The 19,174-nt window shown below is 66.0% G+C and carries 21 protein-coding genes; 12 read left to right on the top strand and 9 right to left on the bottom strand.

Going from position 1 to position 19,174, the window contains the following annotated elements; genetic code table 11:
* Positions 1-2: 2 nt before the first annotated feature.
* The 6 genes from fdxH (at position 3) to L0962_RS01570 (ending at position 5,328) form a co-directional block, all read left to right on the top strand.
* Entirely contained in the window at positions 3-911 is a 909-nt protein-coding gene (gene fdxH, locus L0962_RS01595; protein WP_234083031.1) for a formate dehydrogenase subunit beta, read from the top strand.
* Positions 908-1,528 (top strand): formate dehydrogenase subunit gamma, encoded by a 621-nt coding sequence (locus L0962_RS01590; RefSeq protein ID WP_234083028.1) that lies wholly within the window; start codon positions 908-910, stop codon positions 1,526-1,528. The genes fdxH and L0962_RS01590 overlap by 4 nt, the downstream gene beginning before the upstream one ends.
* A 136-nt stretch (positions 1,529-1,664) precedes the next feature.
* A complete protein-coding gene (fdhD, locus tag L0962_RS01585) occupies positions 1,665-2,540 on the top strand; it encodes a formate dehydrogenase accessory sulfurtransferase FdhD (RefSeq protein ID WP_234083023.1) in 876 nt (291 codons plus the stop codon).
* A 47-nt stretch (positions 2,541-2,587) separates the two neighbouring features.
* Entirely contained in the window at positions 2,588-3,439 is an 852-nt protein-coding gene (locus L0962_RS01580) for a formate dehydrogenase accessory protein FdhE (RefSeq protein ID WP_234083007.1), read from the top strand.
* A 71-nt stretch (positions 3,440-3,510) separates the two neighbouring features.
* Positions 3,511-3,864 carry a DsrE/DsrF/TusD sulfur relay family protein gene (locus tag L0962_RS01575; RefSeq protein ID WP_234083003.1) on the top strand — a complete coding sequence of 118 codons (354 nt, stop codon included), beginning with the start codon at positions 3,511-3,513 and terminating at the stop codon, positions 3,862-3,864.
* A 60-nt stretch (positions 3,865-3,924) separates the two neighbouring features.
* The gene (locus L0962_RS01570; protein ID WP_234083000.1) at positions 3,925-5,328 is read left to right on the top strand and encodes a DEAD/DEAH box helicase; all 1,404 of its coding nucleotides are present in this window, start codon (positions 3,925-3,927) and stop codon (positions 5,326-5,328) included.
* 90 nt (positions 5,329-5,418) lie between these two features.
* Here the strand turns inward: L0962_RS01570 and selD are convergent, their stop codons facing one another.
* Complete coding sequence (gene selD, locus L0962_RS01565) at positions 5,419-6,477, bottom strand: selenide, water dikinase SelD (protein ID WP_234082996.1); 1,059 nt, start codon at positions 6,475-6,477, stop codon at positions 5,419-5,421.
* Positions 6,478-6,576: 99 nt separating this feature from the next.
* Here selD and mnmH point away from each other — a divergent pair, with 99 nt between their 5' ends.
* Positions 6,577-7,656, top strand: a complete 1,080-nt coding sequence (gene mnmH / locus L0962_RS01560) for a tRNA 2-selenouridine(34) synthase MnmH (protein WP_234082993.1) — start codon at positions 6,577-6,579, stop codon at positions 7,654-7,656.
* Positions 7,649-8,248, top strand: a complete 600-nt coding sequence (mobA, locus tag L0962_RS01555; RefSeq protein WP_234082990.1) for a molybdenum cofactor guanylyltransferase MobA — start codon at positions 7,649-7,651, stop codon at positions 8,246-8,248. The genes mnmH and mobA overlap by 8 nt, the downstream gene beginning before the upstream one ends.
* 9 nt (positions 8,249-8,257) lie before the next feature.
* Here the strand turns inward: mobA and L0962_RS01550 are convergent, their stop codons facing one another.
* Positions 8,258-8,746 carry a hypothetical protein gene (locus L0962_RS01550; RefSeq protein WP_234082987.1) on the bottom strand — a complete coding sequence of 163 codons (489 nt, stop codon included), beginning with the start codon at positions 8,744-8,746 and terminating at the stop codon, positions 8,258-8,260.
* A 67-nt stretch (positions 8,747-8,813) separates the two neighbouring features.
* Here L0962_RS01550 and L0962_RS01545 point away from each other — a divergent pair, with 67 nt between their 5' ends.
* Complete coding sequence (locus L0962_RS01545; RefSeq protein ID WP_234082983.1) at positions 8,814-9,206, top strand: rhodanese-like domain-containing protein; 393 nt, start codon at positions 8,814-8,816, stop codon at positions 9,204-9,206.
* On the opposite strand, the gene L0962_RS01540 is transcribed toward L0962_RS01545, so the two are convergent.
* The 3 genes from L0962_RS01540 to L0962_RS01530 are packed head-to-tail and all read right to left on the bottom strand — an operon-like array spanning position 9,186 to position 12,114.
* On the bottom strand, positions 9,186-10,382 hold the full coding sequence (locus L0962_RS01540; protein WP_234082980.1) for a multidrug effflux MFS transporter: 1,197 nt from the start codon (positions 10,380-10,382) through the stop codon (positions 9,186-9,188). The two genes, L0962_RS01545 and L0962_RS01540, sit on opposite strands and share 21 nt — an antisense overlap.
* Positions 10,375-11,862: a YifB family Mg chelatase-like AAA ATPase gene (locus L0962_RS01535; protein ID WP_234082977.1), complete on the bottom strand. Its 1,488-nt coding sequence runs from the start codon at positions 11,860-11,862 to the stop codon at positions 10,375-10,377. Before L0962_RS01535 ends, L0962_RS01540 begins: the two co-directional genes overlap by 8 nt.
* 6 nt (positions 11,863-11,868) lie before the next feature.
* Complete coding sequence (locus tag L0962_RS01530; protein ID WP_234082974.1) at positions 11,869-12,114, bottom strand: accessory factor UbiK family protein; 246 nt, start codon at positions 12,112-12,114, stop codon at positions 11,869-11,871.
* 243 nt (positions 12,115-12,357) lie between these two features.
* On the opposite strand from L0962_RS01530, the gene L0962_RS01525 reads away from it, so the two are divergent.
* The 3 genes from L0962_RS01525 to amt all read left to right on the top strand — a co-directional run bounded on the left by L0962_RS01525 (position 12,358) and on the right by amt (position 14,991).
* The gene (locus L0962_RS01525; protein ID WP_234082971.1) at positions 12,358-13,119 is read left to right on the top strand and encodes a TorF family putative porin; all 762 of its coding nucleotides are present in this window, start codon (positions 12,358-12,360) and stop codon (positions 13,117-13,119) included.
* A gap of 82 nt (positions 13,120-13,201) precedes the next feature.
* A complete protein-coding gene (glnK, locus tag L0962_RS01520; protein ID WP_234082967.1) occupies positions 13,202-13,540 on the top strand; it encodes a P-II family nitrogen regulator in 339 nt (112 codons plus the stop codon).
* An 11-nt stretch (positions 13,541-13,551) separates the two neighbouring features.
* A complete protein-coding gene (gene amt / locus L0962_RS01515) occupies positions 13,552-14,991 on the top strand; it encodes an ammonium transporter (RefSeq protein WP_234082952.1) in 1,440 nt (479 codons plus the stop codon).
* A gap of 158 nt (positions 14,992-15,149) precedes the next feature.
* Here the strand turns inward: amt and L0962_RS01510 are convergent, their stop codons facing one another.
* The 4 genes from L0962_RS01510 to L0962_RS01495 all read right to left on the bottom strand — a co-directional run bounded on the left by L0962_RS01510 (position 15,150) and on the right by L0962_RS01495 (position 19,161).
* Positions 15,150-15,692: a hydrolase gene (locus L0962_RS01510; RefSeq protein ID WP_234082949.1), complete on the bottom strand. Its 543-nt coding sequence runs from the start codon at positions 15,690-15,692 to the stop codon at positions 15,150-15,152.
* Entirely contained in the window at positions 15,692-16,555 is an 864-nt protein-coding gene (gene purU / locus L0962_RS01505; protein ID WP_234082946.1) for a formyltetrahydrofolate deformylase, read from the bottom strand. Before purU ends, L0962_RS01510 begins: the two co-directional genes overlap by 1 nt.
* Before the next feature lie 5 nt (positions 16,556-16,560).
* Positions 16,561-17,172 carry a bifunctional phosphoserine phosphatase/homoserine phosphotransferase ThrH gene (gene thrH, locus L0962_RS01500; RefSeq protein ID WP_234082943.1) on the bottom strand — a complete coding sequence of 204 codons (612 nt, stop codon included), beginning with the start codon at positions 17,170-17,172 and terminating at the stop codon, positions 16,561-16,563.
* Positions 17,173-17,253: 81 nt separating this feature from the next.
* Positions 17,254-19,161 carry an ATP-binding cassette domain-containing protein gene (locus L0962_RS01495; RefSeq protein ID WP_234082939.1) on the bottom strand — a complete coding sequence of 636 codons (1,908 nt, stop codon included), beginning with the start codon at positions 19,159-19,161 and terminating at the stop codon, positions 17,254-17,256.
* Positions 19,162-19,174: the final 13 nt, after the last annotated feature.

Below are 19,174 nucleotides of genomic sequence, written 5' to 3'. Positions count from 1 at the left end.
ATATGTCCATGCAATCCCAAGACATCATCCGGCGTTCGGCCACCTCGAGCCTGACGCCGCCGCCGCAGGTCCGCGACCACAAGCTGGAAGTCGCCAAGCTGATCGACGTTTCCATCTGTATCGGCTGCAAGGGCTGCCAGGTGGCCTGTTCGGAATGGAACGATGTGCGTGACGAAGTCGGTCACAACCACGGCATCTACGACAACCCGGTCGACCTCACCGCCAAGAGCTGGACGGTGATGCGCTTCGCCGAGCATCAGGACGAAGGCGGCCGCCTGCAATGGCTGATCCGCAAGGACGGCTGCATGCACTGTGCCGATCCGGGCTGCCTGAAGTCCTGCCCGTCGCCCGGCGCGATCATCCAGTACGCCAACGGTGTTGTCGACTTCCAGTCCGAGCAGTGCATCGGTTGCGGCTATTGCGTCACCGGCTGCCCGTTCAACGTGCCGCGCATCAACAAGGAAGACAACAAGGCCTACAAGTGCACGCTGTGTTCGGATCGCCTGGCCGTCGGCCAGGAGCCGTCCTGCGTCAAGACCTGTCCGACCGGCGCCATCCAGTTCGGCAGCAAGGAAGACATGAAGCTGGTTGCCGAGGACCGGATCAAGGACCTCAAGGAACGCGGTTACGCCAATGCCGGCCTGTACGATCCGCAAGGCGTCGGCGGCACGCACGTGATGTACGTGCTGCACCACGCCGACCGTCCCGAGCTGTACAGCGGCCTGCCCAGCAATCCGTCGATCAGCGCGCTGGTCTCGATCTGGAAGGGCTTCACCAAGCCGCTGGCAACGCTGGCCCTGGCCGGCATCGCCCTGGGCAGCCTGTTCCACTACGTGACCAAGGGCCCGAACGAGGTATCCCGCGAAATCGAAGAAGAGATCGAGCGTGAAGACAAGGAGGAAGTGAAATGATCCGTGATCCCAAGGACCTCAAGCGCTACAACGCGTCCGAGCGGGCCAACCACTGGGTGGTCGGCATTTCCTTCATCCTGCTGGCGCTGTCTGGCCTGGCCTTCTTCCACCCGGCCTTCTTTCCGCTGACGCAGCTGTTCGGCGGCCCGGTGTGGACGCGCATCCTGCATCCCTATATCGGGGTGCTGATGGCGGTGGCTTTCCTGATCATCTTCCTGCGCTTCAAGCATCTGAACAAGATGACGCCGGCCGACAAGGAATGGCTGGCCAAGGCCAAGAACATGGTGGATGGCAACGACCACGACATGCCGGAACAGGGCAAGTACAACGGCGGCCAGAAGGTGATGTTCTGGGCGCTGGCGATCAGCATGCTGCTGATGACGTTGTCCGGCATCGTCATCTGGCGTGCCTGGTTCCACCTGCCGGTGGACATCGTCCGTCTCGGCGCCGTGGTGCATGCGGCGGCCGGCGCGACGATGATCGGCCTGATCATGGTGCACGTCTATGCCGCGATCTGGGTCAAGGGCACCATCCGCGCCATGTGGTACGGCACGGTGACCCGCGCCTGGGCCAAGCAGCACCACCGCGGCTGGTACCGTCAGGTCACCGGCAAGTAAGCGCCGTCCGACCGGTCCGCCGGGCGCCCGTTGCGGTGCCCGGCGATCGACAAGTTTCTGCTTTACCTTGCGTTTTTTGGGGCTCTGCCGGAATTCGTTTCCTGCATCCCCATTTTTTTCCGAAAACGTTACGCACATGAAGCCGCAAATCCGACCTGCCGCTCAAGTCGACCCTGACGACGTCCTGCCGACCACGGTACTGGCCGACGTTCACCGCCTGAGCGGCGAGTTCTGGTCCACCGCCAGCGACGAGCTGATCGAGGAAGTGCCGGTGGCGCTGGTGTACAACGGCATTTCCCACGCCGTGATGCTGGCTTCGCCCTCCGATCTGGAAGATTTTGCGCTGGGTTTCAGCCTGTCCGAGGGCATTCTGGCCCGGCCCGGCGAGTTGTACGACATCGAGGTGAAACCCGGTTGCGACGGTATTTCCATTGAAATGGAGATTGCCAGCGAGCGCTTTGTCGGGCTCAAGGACCGGCGGCGTCAGCTGACCGGGCGCACCGGTTGCGGCCTGTGTGGCGTCGAGAGCCTGGCCGGCGTTACGGCGATGCCGGACAAGACGCTGCACGCCGGCGAGCCGCTGACCGTGGCGGCGATTCACGAAGCGCTGCGCCAGCTGCCGCACTGGCAGGCGATGCGCGAACGGTGTGGATCGGCCCATGCTGCCGCCTGGGCCGATGCCGCCGGCAACATCCGCTGCGTACGCGAGGATGTCGGCCGGCACAACGCCCTCGACAAGCTGGTCGGGGCGCTGGCCCGTTCCGGCGACGCCGGGGACGGCTTCGTGCTGGTGACCAGCCGTGCCTCCTACGAAATGGTGCAGAAAACGGCCAGTGCCGGCCTGCCCGCGCTGGTCGCCGTATCGGCGCCGACGGCGCTGGCGGTTCGCCAGGCGCAGGCCGCCGGCCTTCTGCTGGTCGGCTTCGCCCGGGCGCACGGCATGGTGGTCTATGCCGGTGCCGAGCGTATCGTCGACGCGGGTGGCGTGCTGGCACCGCCGACCTTGATGTGAGAACCTGACATTTTTTCTGGGGCGACATGCTTTTTCCCGAACAAACTTTGCCGCTGTCCGTCGAGCCGTCCACCGTCGTGGCGCCGACTGGCGATCTCTTCCAGCGGCGTGCCGCCCGCCTGCGCCAATTGGCGTCAAGCTCCGGCGCCGCCGAATGGTTGAACTGGCTGGCCGTGCTGGCCGATGCCCAGCATGCGGCAATGGCCGGTCTGGCCGACGCCGGCCTGGCGTTGCCGGCCGATTTCGACTGGCAGTCACCGCTATTCGCCGGCGCCGAATCCGGCTTCGATGCCGCCTGGGCCGATGTCTATGACACGCTGCGACAGGTCGGTCCCGACCTTCCGCCGAGCCGCGATGCCGCCGCCCTTCTGCCCGCTGCCCGTGCGCTGCTAGCAGGCGCGGCGACGACCGGCCAGCGCACGCTGGCCGATGTCGTGGTCGCCGCGGCGCTGCAGGTCGTTCATACCCATGCCGCGGCGCGCCTGATTCTGCCGAAGGGCCATCTGCCGCTGGCCGATCGCCACGCCTGCCCGTGCTGCGGCAGTGCGCCGGTCGGCGCCGTCGTGCTGGCCGAGCAGGGCAAGGGCGGCCTGCGCTATCTCGAATGCTCGTTGTGCGCCACCCGCTGGAACGCCGTGCGCGCCCGCTGCACGCTGTGCGACGATCCCGGCGTGGTCGCCTATTTCGGCATCGAGGATGCTTTCCCGGCGGTTCGCGCCGAGGCCTGCGATCACTGCCACGGCTACATCAAGCTCTACTTCCAGAAGGACGATCGTCAGGTCGAGCCGTTGATCGACGATCTGGCCAGCCTGGCCATCGACGTGCTGGTCGGTGAGCAGGGTTACGCCCGTGGCGCGCCGAATCCCTTCCTGCTGGCCGGCGAGGCGGTTGACGGCTGAGCTTGCCGAAGCGGCGGAAAAATCCGCCGTCCGGCGCTAAGATGGCGGACTTTCCTCCTGCGGAGTCCGCCATGCAGAACGTCCTGATCATCATCCACGCACCGCCCTACGGTAGCGAGCGCTGTCTGTCCGGCCTGCGTCTGGCCACCGCGCTGGCCGGTCGCGACGACCCGCCGGCAGTGAAGGTTTTCCTGATGTCCGACGCCACCGTGCTCGGTTTGCCCAAGCAGGTGGACGGCGCGACCAACGGTCTGCAAGGCATGGTCGAGACGCTGGTCGGTTACGGCGTCGACATCCGACTGTGCCGGACCTGCGCGCTGGCCCGCGGCCTCGGCGAACTGCCGCTGATTCCCGGCCTGAGCATCGGCACGCTGGCCGAACTGGCGCAGGCCACGCTGGACGCCGACAAGGTCGTCACCTTCTGATTTTTTCCGGATTCCTGCGGTCGACCGCAGGAATTGCCGGTTTTTCCCCGGAATGCCCCGATGAGCTTTACCGAACTCGGCCTCGTGCCGGCCCTGTTGCAGACCCTGGCCGAACTCGACCACCGCACGCCGACGCCGGTCCAGCAGCAGGCGATTCCCGCCGTGCTGGCCGGTCGCGACCTGCTGGCCGCGGCGCAGACCGGCACCGGCAAGACGGCCGCCTTTGCGCTGCCGATCCTGCAGATGCTCGCCGCTGCGCCGGAAGCGCTCGATGCCGGCGCGGTGCGCGCGCTGGTGCTGGTGCCGACGCGCGAACTGGCTGAGCAGGTGATGGACAGCTTCCGCCGTTACGGCGCTGGGCTGGCGCCGCAAACCTATGCGGTCTACGGCGGCGTGAACCTGAATCCGCAGATCGACCGTCTGAAGCAGGGCGTCGACATCCTGGTCGCCACGCCGGGCCGTTTGATCGACCTGTTCACCAAGGGCGCCGTGCGTTTTCGCCAGTTGCGCACGCTGGTCCTCGACGAAGCCGACCGCATGCTCGACCTCGGCTTTGCCGGCGATCTCGACATCCTGTTCTCCGCGCTGCCGCGCCAACGCCAGACGCTGCTGTTCTCCGCCACTTTCGCGCCGGCCATCGTCGAACTGGCCGGTCGCCGCCTGAAAAAGCCGCTGCGCATCGAGGCGACGCCGCGCAACACGGCGGCCAAGACGGTCCGCCAGTGGGCGGTGCCGGTGGACAAGAAGCGCAAGACCGACCTTTTCCTGTTCATGCGCCGCGACCGCGACTGGCGCCAGGTGCTGGTCTTCGTCAAGACGAAGAAGGGTTGCGACGAACTGGTCGAGCGCCTGCGCGGCAAGCAGATTCCGGCCGACACGATCCACGGCGACCGGCCGCAGGCCGCCCGCCAGCAGGCGCTCGACGCCTTCAAGGCGGGCACCGTCGAGATGCTGGTGGCGACCGACGTGGCGGCACGCGGCATCGACATCGACGGATTGCCGCAGGTGGTCAATTTCGACCTGCCGCTGCAGCCGGAAGATTATGTGCACCGGATCGGCCGCACCGGCCGGGCCGGCCAGCCTGGCGAGGCGATCTCCTTCGTCGCTGCCGACGAGGCGCCGCAACTGGCGGCCATCGAGGCGTTGTTGAAACAGGCGCTGTCGCGTGACGAGGAACCGGGCTTCGAGCCCAAGCACAACGTGCCGCCGACCTGGGGCGCGCCGGTCGCGCGCAGTGTCTCCTCGGTCAAGCCGGCGAAACCGGCCGGCCGGCGCAGCGCACCGGGCAACTGGGTGGGCTTTGACGAACGTCCGAAAACCGGTGGCGGGCGCGGTCGACCGGGGAATTCGGGGCAAAAGCCCGGGCAAAACACAGGCCAGAAGCCGGGAGCCGGCAGTCGGCCGGTGGCCGGTGTGGCGAAAGCCGGCGCCAAAGGACGGCCGGGCGGCGGCCGGGGGCGCTGAACGCCGTTTTCGCGGGGGGCGACCGCCTTCAACGCATGCGCAGGACGCCGGTCTCATCAAGCCGGCCCCGCGTTGCCATGCATCCCGTCTTCAGCGTACGCGCAGGCCGCTGCCTTCGCGCATCTGCCCGATCACCCGGGCGGCGCCGAAACCGTCGGCGGAAAATGTTGCCAGCACCGTGTCGACCGCAGCCGGCGCACAACTCACCAGCAGGCCGCCGGACGTCTGTGGATCGGTCAGCAGTTTCTGCTGCCATTCGGCAAAGCCGTTCGGCAACTCCACTTCGCTGCCGTAGCTGGCCCAGTTGCGCGTCGACGCGCCGGTGGCGATGCCCTGACGTACCCCGTCCAGCGCCTCGTCGATCAGCGGCAGGTCGGCAAATGCGACGTCGGCGCCCAGCCGCGAGCCGCGGCAGATTTCCAGCAGATGGCCGGCCAGGCCAAAACCGGTGACGTCGGTCATCGCGTGCACGCCGGGCAGTTCGGCGAGCTTCGGGCCGGGCGTGTTGAGCAGGGTCGTCCAGTGCAGCATCTCGGCGTAGCCGGCGGCCGACAGCTTTTCCTGCTTGAGCGCGGCCGACAGCACGCCGACACCGAGCGGCTTGCCAAGGACCAGCATGTCGCCGGCCTGCGCGTTGCAGTTTTTCCTGACCTTGGCCGGCTCGACCAGCCCGAGGGCGACCAGGCCGTAGATCGGCTCGACGACATCGATCGAATGACCACCGGCCACCGGGATGCCGGCCGCCCGGCAGACGCTGGCGCCGCCGTCGATGATCTGGCCGATGACGTCCACCGGCAATTTGGCGAGCGGCATGCCGACCAGTGCCAGCGCCAGAATCGGCTTGCCGCCCATGGCGTAGACGTCGGACAGCGCATTGGTTGCGGCGATACGCCCAAAATCCCGGGGGTCGTCGACGATGGGGGTGAAGAAATCGGTGGTGGCGACCAGCGCCTGCGTGTCGTTCAGGCGATAAACGGCGGCGTCGTCGGACGATTCGATGCCGACCATCAGTTCCGGCGGCACGATGCCGCTGCCGACGTGCTTCAGGATGTCGCCGAGCACGGCCGGGGCGATCTTGCAGCCGCAGCCGCCACCATGGGCGAGCTGGGTCAGGCGCGGAGCGGGGACGGTTTCGGGGGTGTTTTCCATCGGGGTTCCTGACGAATTGCAGGTCGGTCGGGCCGACTTTTGTGCAGCAGACCACTAAAATGTCGGCTTGGCACGGATCAGCGCGAAGGATAAAGGAAAATGAACGGCGAAAGGCTGCCGGCGACCGCCCGGCAGGCAGCCCGCAAGGGCAGCGCGACGCTGGGCGAACTCGGCGAATTCGACACCATCGTCGATGTCCGTTCGCCGGACGAATTCGCCGACGACCACATTCCCGGTGCGATTTCCTGCCCGGTCCTCGATGATGCGCAGCGCGCCGAGGTCGGCACGCTGTACAAGCAGGTATCGCCGTTCGCTGCCAAGAAGCTCGGTGCCGCCTACATCTCGGCCAACATCGCGCGCCATTTGCGCGAACGCTTTCTCGCCAACGACCGGCAATGGCGGCCGCTGATCGTTTGCTGGCGCGGCGGCATGCGCTCGGGGGCGATGAACACCGTGCTGCGTTCGGTCGGCTGGGATGCCTGCCAGCTGGAAGGCGGCTACAAGGCCTACCGGCAACATGTGCTGGATCAATTGGAGACCTTGCCCGGCCGCTTCCGTTACCACGTGATCGCCGGCCCGACCGGTTGCGGCAAGACGCGCATCCTGCAGGCCATCGCCGCCCGTGGCGGCCAGGTGCTCGACCTCGAGGAAATCGCCTGCCACAAGGGCTCGGTGCTGGGTGGCCGGCCGGGCATCGCGCAGCCCGGGCAGAAATGGTTCGAGACTCTGCTGTGGCAGGCCTTGAGCGTTTTCGACCCGGACCGGCCGGTGTTCGTCGAAGCCGAGTCGCGCAAGATCGGCCGGTTGCGTCTGCCGGAGACACTCCACCGGGCGATGCAGCAGGCGGGGCGCAGCGAACTGTGCGTAGCGCTGGGCGACCGGGTGGATTTCCTGCTGCGTGATTACCCGCATTTCCTCGACGACCGGGAAACCCTGCTGCAGCGTCTGGAGAGCCTGCGCGAACTGGTTGGTGGCGAACGCGTCGGCGAATGGCGGGGGTTGATCGAAAACGGCGAATTCGCTGCGTTGACCGCATCGCTGCTCGAACGGCACTACGATCCGCTGTACCGCCGCTCGCTCGCCCGCCATGCCGCGAACGAATCCCGGCCGGTGGTGGCGGGTGTCTTGAGCGATGCGGAAATCGCCCGCGTCGCCGGCGAGATTCTCGATCATGTCTGAAGTCCGGTCGCCCTTGCGCCCGGCGATCACCGGTGTCGTCCTGGCCGGCGGCATGGGCAGCCGGATGGGCGGCGTGGACAAGGGGCTGCAGCCGTTCGCCGGCCGGCCGCTGGTGGCGCACGTGATCGAGCGGCTGGCGCCGCAGGTCGATACGCTGCTGATCAACGCCAACCGTAATCCGGCGGTTTATGCCGCCTTCGGCTATCCGGTCGTGGCCGACGCGATCGCCGGGTTTGCCGGGCCGCTGGCTGGCCTGCACGCGGCGCTGGCGGCGGCCGCGACGCCCTTGGTGGCAACGGCGCCGTGCGATTCGCCGCGGTTGCCGGTCGACCTGGTTTGCCGGCTGCTAGCCGAGTTGACCGCAAACGACGCGCAGATTGCCGTCGCCCGTACCGGCAATCAGCCGCATCCGGTGTTCTGCCTGTGCCGGCGCGAGCTGCTCGACGATCTGACCGCCTATCTGCAGGCCGGCGAGCGCAAGTTCGAGCGCTGGTATCAACCGCTGGCGGCGGTCGATGTCGATTTTTCTGACGTTGCCGACGCCTTCGCCAACATCAACACGATCGAGGAATTGCAGCGGCTGGGCGGTTGACCGCGCGGTTCAGCCTTTCGGCTGGACCCGGCTGGCGGTCTTGACGACCCGACCGTCGTCGCGTCGGACATGCACCGCGAAATAGGCTTCCTCGCCGGGAAAATCGCTGCGCACGTGCCATTCCAGCACGTCGTCGGGGCCGAAGGCGATACGTGTCGCCGGGCGGCCAAGTTGGCGCAGGACTTCGGCCTCGGGCATGCCGCTGGCGATGCGGGCGAGGTTTTCCGCACTCAGCGCCTGGTCGACCGCAGCCACCACCTGGCGGTCGTCGAAGCGGATCATCCAGCAGTCGACGCCGGCCGGCTGGCGCGAGTATTCCCAGGTCGCCGTACCGTCGTCGTTGGCGTGCACAGCGCCGGGTTCGCCCAGGCGCTGGCGGACCTCGGCCTGCGTCGTCACCCCAGGCTGGATCTGCGGCAGGTTCACCGCGTCGCAGGCGGGCAACAGCAGGGCGCTCAGGCCGGAAAACAGGGCGACGATCCAGGCGGGCAGTTTCATGGCGATCCGGGGCAGACGGTGGGGGGAAACGTATAATATCGGTTCATTCAAATGTTCCGATACGCCGATGCAGCATCTCGATCCCCGTGCCGCCCATGCCTTTCTGCAACAGACGCCGGAGGCCGTCCTGGTCGATTGCCGGACCGAGATCGAACACATGTACGTCGGTCATCCGGTCGGCGCCGAACATGTCGCCTGGCAGGAAGCGCCGGACTGGGACATCGACCCGGATTTCGCACTGCGCGTGCAGCGGCTGTGCAAGGGGAGCGTCGAGCGTCCGGTGCTGGTCATCTGCCGCAGCGGCCATCGTTCGCTGTACGCCTGCGAAGCGCTTGAAAAGGCCGGCTTCACGCAAGTGATCAACGTGCTCGAAGGCTTCGAGGGACCGCTCGACGAGGACTTTCACCGCGGAACCCGCGGCGGCTGGCGTTTCCACGGTCTACCCTGGCAGCAGTCGTAATTTGCGGTGTCCCCAGGCGGCCAGCGCGCCCAGGGTGAGCAGGCCGGCCATGCCGAGCGCCAGGTGCAGCGTCGTTCCCCACAGCAGCGGTGCGATCACGGCCGCAGCGAAACCGTTGAAGCCGGACTGGAAAAAGGTCTGGCAGGAGGCGGCCAGGCCGCGCTGCTCGGGGAAGGGATCGAGCGCGAACAAGGTCAGACAGGGCAGCGCCAGCGACATGCCGGTGGTGTATACGAACAGCGGCGCGACGCTCCACGGCAGGCCGGGCGGCAGCGTCAGGTTGATCGCCAGGTTGAGCACGACCGCCGCGGCCATCACCGCGTAGCCCAGTGCCACGGTGCGGCCGAGCGAGATGCGCCCGGCCAGCCGGCCGGATAGCCACGAACCGCAGACCAGTCCGCTCATCGCCGGTCCGAACAGCCAGAGGAAGGCGGTTTCCGGCAATTTCAGATGGCTCATCAGGAAGGTCGGCGCCGACAGTACATAGATGAAGAAGCCGCCGAAGTTGCATGACAGCGCCGCACAGACCAGCAGGAAGCGGGGGGAACTCAGCACCTTCCAGTAAGTGCGCCCGAGATAGGCCGGTTGCAGCGACTGGCGGCGCGCCGGCGGCAGCGTTTCCGGCAGCAGCTTGAAGCAGGTGAACCAGAGGGCTGCGGTCGACAGCGTCAGGAACACGAAAATCGAGCGCCAGCCGAACGCCGACTGCAGCCAGCCGCCGATCACCGGCGCAATGGCCGGGGCCAGCGCGAACATCATCGTGATCTGCGACATCAGGCGCTGGGCCGCCGCGCCGTCGAACAGGTCGCGCACGATGGCCCGGCTGACAACGATGCCGGCACCGGCGGTGACGCCCTGCATGGCCCGCCAGAACCACAGTTGGCCGATGCTGCCGGCCAGCGTGCAGCCGGCGCTGGCCACGCCGAACAGCGCCAGCGCCCAGAGGATCACCCGGCGCCGGCCGAAACGGTCGGCAATGGCACCGTGCCACAGGGTCATCACGGCAAACGAGAACAGATAGGCGGACAGCGTCTGCTGCACATCCAGCGGCGTTGCCTGCAGGCTGCTGCCGATATCGTGGAAGCTGGGCAGGTAGGTGTCGATCGAGAACGGGCCGAGCGCCGACAGGACGGCCAGCAGCAACGCCAGGCCGCGGGTGTTGCGGGAATCAGTCATGGGCCAGTCGCCGATACTGGATAGCTTCGCCGACATGGGCGGCGGCGATGGTCTCGCTGGCAGCCAGGTCGGCGATGGTGCGCGCCACCTTGAGCACGCGGTGCCAGGCGCGGGCCGACAGGCCCAGGCGCTGCGCGGCTGCCTGCAGCAACTGGGCGGCGGCGGGCTCCGGGGCACACAACTGGTCGATTTCGCGGTTGTCCAGGCGGGCGTTGGGGCCGCCCTGCCGGGCGCGCTGTCTGGCCCAGGCGGCGGCCACCCGTTCGCGGACGACGGCCGAGGTTTCGCCGTCCGGCTGTCCGGCCAGCGCGGCGTCGGGCAGCGGCGGCACTTCGATCAGCAGGTCGATGCGGTCGACGAAGGGGCCGGACAGTTTTCCCCGGTAGCGCATCACCTGTTCCGGCGTGCAGCGGCAACGCGCCTGGCCGTGATAACCGCAGGGGCAGGGATTCATTGCGGCGATCAGCTGGAATTCGGCGGGAAACTCGGCCTGACGCGCCGCCCGCGCAATATGCACGCGACCGCTTTCCAGCGGCTCGCGCAGCGTTTCGAGTACCTTGCGGTCGAACTCGGGCAGTTCATCGAGGAACAGGATGCCCTGATGCGCCAGACTGATCTCGCCGGGGCGCGGCGGATTGCCGCCGCCGACCAGCGCCACCGCCGAGGCCGAGTGATGCGGGCTGCGGAACATCCGGCGGCCCCAGCCCGCAGGCCGGAACTGGCCGACCAGCGACAGCACGGCGGCCGATTCGCGCGCTTCGCTTTCGGTCAGCGGCGGCATCAGGCCGGGCAGGCGGCTGGCGAGCATTGACTTGCCGGCACCCGGCGGACCGTACATCAACAGCGAATGGCGCCCGGCCGCGGCGATCTCGAGCGCCCGCTTGGCCTGTGCCTGACCGCGGACGTCGGCCAGGTCGGGAAGAATTTCGCCGTTGCCGATGTCGACCGCAGGCGGCGCGCCGAGCGGGCGTTCGCCGCTCAGGTGGGCGCATACCGCGAGCAGCGAGTCCGCCGCCAGGATGTCGCCGCAACCGGCCAGCGCGGCTTCCGGCGCGCTGGCTTCCGGGAGCACGAAACGCCGCTTGTCGCCGGCCGCCTGCAGCGCCATTGCCAGGGCGCCGCGAATCGGGCGCAGTTCGCCGGACAGCGACAATTCACCGGCAAATTCGTGACCGCGCAGGCCGTCGACGGGAATCTGTCCGCTGGCGGCCAGGATGCCGAGCGCAATCGGCAGGTCGAAGCGCCCGGATTCCTTGGGTAGGTCGGCCGGCGCCAGATTGATGGTGATCCGTTTGCTGGGAAATTCGTAGCCGGAATTGAGAATCGCCGCGCGGACGCGGTCGCGCGCCTCGCGGACCTCGGCGTCGGGCAGGCCGACCAGCGTCAGTCCGGGCAGGCCGTTGGCCAGATGGACTTCGACGGTGACCGGTGGCGCGTGCAGGCCGTCCAGTCCGCGACTGAGCGCGACGGCCAGCGCCATGCCGGGCTACTGCTCGCCCTGGCGGGCTTTTTCGAGTGCTTCGACGCGGGCTTCCAGCGCCTGCAGTTTTTCGCGCGTCCGGGCCAGCAACTGTGCCTGGATGTCGAACTCCTCGCGCGTGACCAGATCGAGCTTGCCGAACAGGCCGCCCAGGGCAGCCTTGGCGTTCTTCTCGATATCCTTGGCCGGGGAATTGGCGAGCAGCGCGCTCATCCGGTTACCGAATTCTTCCAGGGTCTTGGGGTCGAGCATGATCATCCTCCGTGGGCCGAGCAGTGTAGCACAGCGGTATTTCGGGGATTTTGCCTTTTGCCGCTCGCCGCTGGTGCGTAACAGTCTGTGACCGCACTTGTTTGGTGCGCCATGTCGGTGCGCAGTTTTAATTGTTCTCTCTAGTTGCATGAATTTAAAAAGAAATACATGCTGGCACAGCTTCTGCTATGTTGTGCTGCACAAATTCCTTTTATCAACTACTTCCGTACAGGAGAGAACCTTATGAAGAAGTCCCTGATCGCCCTGGCCCTCGTCGGCGCCTTCGCTGCTCCGGCCGCCGTCCAGGTTGCCGTCGCCCAGGAAGCCGAGAGCGCGCATACCTTCACCGCCAACGTCTCGCTGGTGTCGAACTATCGCTTCCGCGGTATCGACCAGACCTTCGGCAAGGCTGCCATTCAAGGTGGTTTCGACTACTCCCACGCCAGCGGCTTCTATGTCGGCAACTGGAACTCCAACGTCAGCGAATACGCCGGCTTCCAGGACGGCAACCTCGAAATGGACGTTTACAGCGGCTATCGCAAGTCCTTCGGCGACTTCGGCATCGACGTCGGCGGCCTGTACTACTACTACCCGGGTTCGAACAACCTGAAGGGGCAGAGCGATGCAGTCGACAACTTCGAACTGTACATCGGTGCTTCCTGGAAGTTCCTGTCGTTCAAGTACTCGCACGCGCTGACCGACTACTTCGACCTGGTCAATTCCAAGCACACCGGTTACTACGACCTGTCGGCCAACTATGACCTCGGTTCCGGCTGGGGCGTCAATGGCCACGTCGGCTATACCGACGTCAACAACTACTCGGCCAACGACTACACCGACTGGAAGCTGGGCGTGACCAAGGACATCGGCGGCTTCGTGTTCGGCCTGTCGTACATCGACACCGATGCCAAGCGTTCGGTCTACACCTTCACCAATGTGAATAGCGGCCATCAGAAGTACGCCGGCAAGGCAACCGCCGTTCTGTCCGTCTCGAAGTCGTTCTAAGACATTCCGATCTTTCCCGCCGGCGACCCGGCCGGCGCCGGCGGGAAATTAAAAGTTTTGAACCATCAAAGGGGAACCTCCCATGAAATTCGTTACCGCCATCATCAAGCCGTTCAAGCTTGACGAAGTGCGTGAAGCGCTGTCCGCCATCGGCGTGCAGGGCATCACGGTTACCGAAGTGAAGGGTTTCGGCCGGCAGAAGGGCCACACCGAGTTGTATCGGGGTGCCGAATATGTCGTCGACTTCCTGCCCAAGGTGAAGATCGAGGCTGCCGTCAAGTCCGAGCAGCTCGACCAGGTCATCGAAGCCATCGAGAAGTCGGCCAGCACCGGCAAGATCGGCGACGGCAAGGTCTTCGTCTTCGACCTCGAACAAGTCATCCGCATTCGCACCGGTGAAACCGGTGGCGACGCCCTGTAAGGAGTTCCGACATGAAACGTGTCCTCGCTATGCTGGCCTTGGTCGGCGCCGTTGCATTCGGCGCATCGGCCTGGGCTGAAGAAAAGGCCGCCGAACCGGCGGCTGCCCCGGCGGCTGTCGCCACCGAAACCGCTTCGGGCGCCGCTGCTGCCGCTCCCGCCGCCGAAGCTGCCGCTGCCCCGGCTGAAGCACCGGCCGAAGCTGCTGCGCCGGCTGCCGAACCGAAGCTCGACACCGGCGATACCGCCTGGATGCTGACTTCCACCATGCTGGTCATCCTGATGACCATCCCCGGTCTGGCCCTGTTCTACGGCGGCCTGGCCCGCAGCAAGAACATGCTGTCGGTGCTCATGCAGGTCTTCGTGATCTTCTCGCTGATCACCGTGCTGTGGTGCATCTACGGCTACAGCCTGGCGTTCTCCGGTGAAGGCAAGTTCTTCGGCGATCTGTCCAAGCTGTTCCTGGCCGGCATCACGCCCGACACCCTGTCCGGCGTCCTGCCCACCATCCCGGAATATGTCTTCCTGATCTTCCAATCCACCTTCGCGGCCATCACCACCGCCCTGATCGTCGGTTCCTTCGCCGAGCGCATCAAGTTCTCCGCGGTGATGCTGTTCTCGGTGATCTGGTTCACCTTCTCCTACGTGCCGATGGCCCACATCGTCTGGGGCGGCGGTCTGCTCGGCGCCGACGGTGCGCTCGACTTCGCCGGCGGTACGGTGGTTCACATCAACGCCGGTATTGCCGGTCTGGTGGGTGCCTACGTGATCGGCAAGCGCATCGGCTTCGGCAAGGAATCGCTGACCCCGCACTCGCTGACGCTGACCATGGTCGGTGCTTCCCTGCTGTGGGTGGGCTGGTTCGGCTTCAACGCCGGTTCCGCTGGCGCCGCCAACGGCATCGCCGGTCTGGCCTTCGTCAATACCGTGCTGGCCACGGGTGCTGCCACCCTCTCCTGGATCACCGGCGAGGCGCTGTTCAAGGGCAAGCCCTCGGTGCTGGGTGCCGTTTCCGGTGCCGTTGCCGGTCTGGTTGCCGTGACCCCGGCGGCCGGTTTCGTCGGCCCGATGGGCTCGATCATCCTCGGCCTGATCGCCGGTCTGGTCTGCCTGTGGGGTGTTTCCGGCCTGAAGCGCATCCTGGGTGCCGATGACGCATTCGACGTGTTCGGTGTGCACGGTGTCGGCGGTATCGTCGGCGCCATCCTGACCGGTGTGTTCGCTGCCCAGAGCCTGGGCGGTACCGGCGGCCTGACCCCGGACACCTTCTCGATGGGTGCCCAGGTCATCATCCAGATCAAGAGCGTGCTCTTCACGATCGTCTGGTCCGGTGTGGTCTCCTTCATCGCCTACAAGATCGTCGATATCGTGATCGGTCTGCGTGTGCCGGAAGACGAGGAGCGCGAAGGTCTCGACCTGACCTCCCACGGCGAAAGCGCCTACCACCACTAAACGGAATCGTAGTCTCTCTCCCTTCGGGCACCTTCGGGTGCCCGCTTTTTTTGGGGCGACGAATTTTCGCGGATGATGCGGTCGACCGCGTTTTTCAGGCAAAAAGGGTGTCGACCGCGGCACGGCGGCAGTCGGCAGAAAAAGAGAGGGGGCGGGTCTTACTTGATCAGCGGCAACAGTGCGCGGAACTCATCGGTGCCGCCGCGTTCGAGCCATTCGAACAGCACCATTTCGCTGCTGACGACCTGGCCACCCGCCGAACGCAGGCGCTCGAAAGCCAGTTGGCGGTTGAGCGGCGTGCGCGAGGATGCCGCATCGGCCACCATGAACACGTCGAAATCCGCGGCCAGCAGGTCGAGCGCGGTCTGCAGCACGCAGACGTGCGTCTCGGCACCGGTCAGCACGATCTGGCGGCGGCCGGCCGCGCGCAGCAGCGCCGGGATTTCCGGTTCGCGCCAGCACGAAAAATGGGTTTTCGGGAAAATCCGGGCGTCGACCGCAGCCGCGCGGATCGCCGGTACGCTGGGCCCGAGGCCGCTGACGTAGTGTTCGGAAACGAAGGCCGGCACGCCGAGCCGGCGCGCACCTTCAAGCAGCCGGACGCTGTTGCGAATGATGTCGTCCCCTTCGAAGATGGCCGGCGCCAGCTTTTCCTGGAGATCGACGACGAGTAGCAGGGAGTCCTTGCGCGAAATCACCATCAGCGGAAAACGATCGTCTTGTTGCCGTGCACCAGTACACGGTCTTCAAGATGGTAGCGCAAACCGCGTGCCAGGACCGTTTTCTCGATGTCCTTGCCGTAGCGCACCATGTCGTCCGGCGAATCCGAATGGTCGATGCGGATCACGTCCTGTTCGACGATCGGTCCCTGATCGAGCTCGCTGGTCACGTAATGGCAGGTTGCGCCGATCAGCTTGACGCCCCGTTCGTAGGCCTGGTGATAAGGCTTGGCGCCGACGAAGCTGGGCAGGAAGCTGTGGTGGATGTTGATGATCTTGCCGGCCAGCGCGTCGCACAGTTCGGGCGACAGGATCTGCATGTAGCGGGCCAGCACCATCGTGTCGCCGCGCACATCCTCGAAGATGCGCTGGATTTCGGCGTAGGCGGCCGCCTTGTTGTCCTTGTTCACCGGCACGTGGATGAACGGAATGCCGTGCCACTCGACGAAACCCTTGAAGGTGTCGTGGTTCGAGATGACGCAGGGAATCTCGATGTCGAGTTCCTTCGACTGCCAGCGCGCCAGCAGGTCGTACAGACAGTGCTCCTGCTTGGAAACCATCACCACGACGCGCTTCTTGACCGCGCTGTCGGCGATCCGCCAGTGCATGCTCAGCGGTTCGGCGACGTCCCGACCGAAACGCTCGCGGAATTCGGCGAGCAGGAAGGGCAGCGAATCGGCCTTGATCTCGATGCGCATGAAGTAGCGACCGGTGACCTCGTCCGCGTGGAAACTCGATTCGAGGATCCAGCCGCCGTGCTCGGCGATGAAGCCGGTGACGCGGGCGATGATGCCGACCTGGTCGGGGCAGGAGGCGGAGAGGGTGTAGAACCGGTCGCGATGCATGGCGGTCAGGCGGCCTTGGCGAAAGCGAGATCAATCTGGGTACGCAGCGCGTCGTAGTCGCGCACCACCGGGAATTGCGGGAATTCGCGGACGACGTTTTCCGGCGGATGGAACAGGATGCCGCCGTGGGCTTCGCCGAGCATCGCCGTGTCGTTGTACGAATCGCCGGCGGCGACGATGGTGAAGTTCAGTTCCTTGAAGCGCTTGACCGCTTCCTGCTTCTGGTTCGGCATGCGCAGGTGGTAATTGACCAGCATGCCGGCGGCGTCGGCTTCCAGCGAATGGCAGAACAGCGTCGGCCAGCCCAGCTGGCGCATCAGCGGATGGGCGAATTCGTAGAAGGTGTCGGACAGGATGATGACCTGGTAATCCTCGCGCAGCTGGTCGAGGAAGGCACGGGCGCCCTGCATCGGGCCCATTTCGGCGATCACCTTCTGGATGTCCGGCAGGCCGAGCTTCTTCTCGCGCAGGATGTTCAGGCGATAGGTCATCAGCGTGTCGTAGTTCGGCTCGTCGCGCGTCGTCCGCTTGAGTTCCGGAATGCCGGTGCGCTCGGCGAATTCGATCCAGATTTCGGGGACGAGCACCCCTTCGAGGTCAAGGCAGACGATTTTCACGGTCAACTCCGGCTAACGGCCAAAAAACGGCGATTTTACCCGATCGTCACCGGGGCTTTCCCGGTTTTTTCCCGTTTCGGCTCAGTCGACCGCAGGTAGCGCGTCGAGTGCCTCGTGCAGTTCCAGCCAGCGCAGTTCGGCCGTATCGATCTGCTCGCCCAGTTCGCCGGCGCGGCGGTGCATTTCTTCGCTTTTCGCGCGGTCGACCGCAGCATAGAAGTCGGGATCGGCGAACTGCGCGTCGAGTGCCGCCTTTTCTTCGTGCCATTTGGCCAGATCACGGTCGATCTTCTCGATTTCCTTGCTCAGCTTGCGGCGCTCGGCGAGCAGCGCCTGCCGGCTGGCCTTGGCGTCGGCGCGCTGTTGCAGGCGCTCGGCCTTGTCGGCGACGGCTTCCGCCTGCGGTGCCTTGGCCGCGTTGCGCTGGGCGGCCAGCCAGTCGGCGTAGTCGTCGAGATCGCCGTCGAAAGGCGTGGCGCGGCCGTTGTCGACGAGCAGCAACTCGTCGGTGCAACTGCGCAGCAGGTGGCGGTCGTGCGAGACGACGACCATGCCGCCCTCGTAATCCTGCATGGCGAAGGCCAGCGCCTCGCGCATTTCGAGGTCGAGGTGGTTGGTCGGTTCGTCGAGCAGCAGCAGATTCGGCCGGGTGCGGATCAGCAGGGCCAGCGCCAGCCGCGATTTCTCGCCGCCAGAGAACGGACCGACCGGGCGCGTCGCCATGTCGCCGCGGAAATCGAAGCCGCCCAGGTAGTCGCGCAGTTCCTGTTCCGGCGTCAGCGGCTCCAGCTTCTGCATGTGCCACAGCGGGGTTTCTTCCTCGCGCAGCTGCTCCAGCTGGTGCTGCGCGAAGTAGCCGATATTGAGCGCCCTGGCTTCCTTGCGTTCGCCGCCTTGTTGCGCGACGGCGCCGGCCAGCAGCTTGATCAGCGTCGACTTGCCGGCGCCGTTGCGGCCGAGCAGGCCGATGCGGCAACCCGGACGCAGCGTCAGCGTCAGGTTTTCCAGAATCTTGCGGTCGACGTAGCCGGCGCCGGCATTTTCGACGACCAGCAGCGGATCGGGCAGGCTGTCCGGCTGGCGGAAGCTGAAATGGAAGGGCGAGTCGACATGCGCCGCGGCGACGATTTCCATCCGTTCGAGCATCTTGACCCGGCTCTGCGCCTGGCGCGCCTTGGTCGCCTTGGCCTTGAAGCGTTCGACGAAACGCGTCAGGTGGGCGATTTCGCGCTGCTGGGCTTCGTAGGCCGATTGCTGGGTGGCCAGCCGCGCCGCCTTGGCGCGTTCGTAATCGGAATAACCGCCGCTGGTCAGGTTCAGCCGTTGCTGGTCGATGGCGATGATCTGGCCGACCACGGCGTCGAGGAAATCGCGGTCGTGCGAAATCAGCAGCAGCGTCGCCGGTGTCGTCTTCAGCCAGCCTTCGAGCCAGAGCACTGCATCGAGGTCGAGGTGGTTGGTCGGTTCGTCGAGCAGCAGCAGGTCGGCGCGGCAGGACAGGGCGCGGGCGAGGTTCAGGCGAACCCGCCAGCCGCCCGAGAAATCGGCCACCGGCCGGGCAAAATCGGCGTCGGAAAAGCCCAACCCGTGCAGCACTTCGGCGGCGCGGGCCTTGGCCGAATAGCCGTCGATGTCGGCGTAGCGGGCGTGCAGCCGGCCGATCGCCTCACCGTCGCCGGCCGCTTCGGCGGCGGCCAGTTCGGCCTCGACGCTGCGCAGTTCGGCGTCGCCGTCGAGCACGAATTCCAGCGCCGGCGTCGGCAATCCCGGCGTTTCCTGCGAAACGCGGGCCAGCCGCCAGTTGGGCGGCATTTCGAGATCGCCGGATTCGGCATGCAGTTCGCCGGCGAGCAGCGCGAACAGGCTGGATTTTCCGCAGCCGTTGGCGCCGACCACGCCGACCTTCCATCCGGCATGAATCTGCAGACTGGCATCGACGACCAGCGGTCGTCCGACACGGGCGAAAGTGAGTTGGCGCAAGGCAATCATGAGGGGGCGAATT

The sequence above is a fragment of the Azonexus sp. R2A61 genome (assembly GCF_021401135.1).
Taxonomy (GTDB): Bacteria; Pseudomonadota; Gammaproteobacteria; order Burkholderiales; family Rhodocyclaceae; genus Azonexus.
The sequence above is the reverse complement of the archived record's forward strand: the minus strand, read 5'-3'. Positions and strand labels throughout refer to the sequence as shown.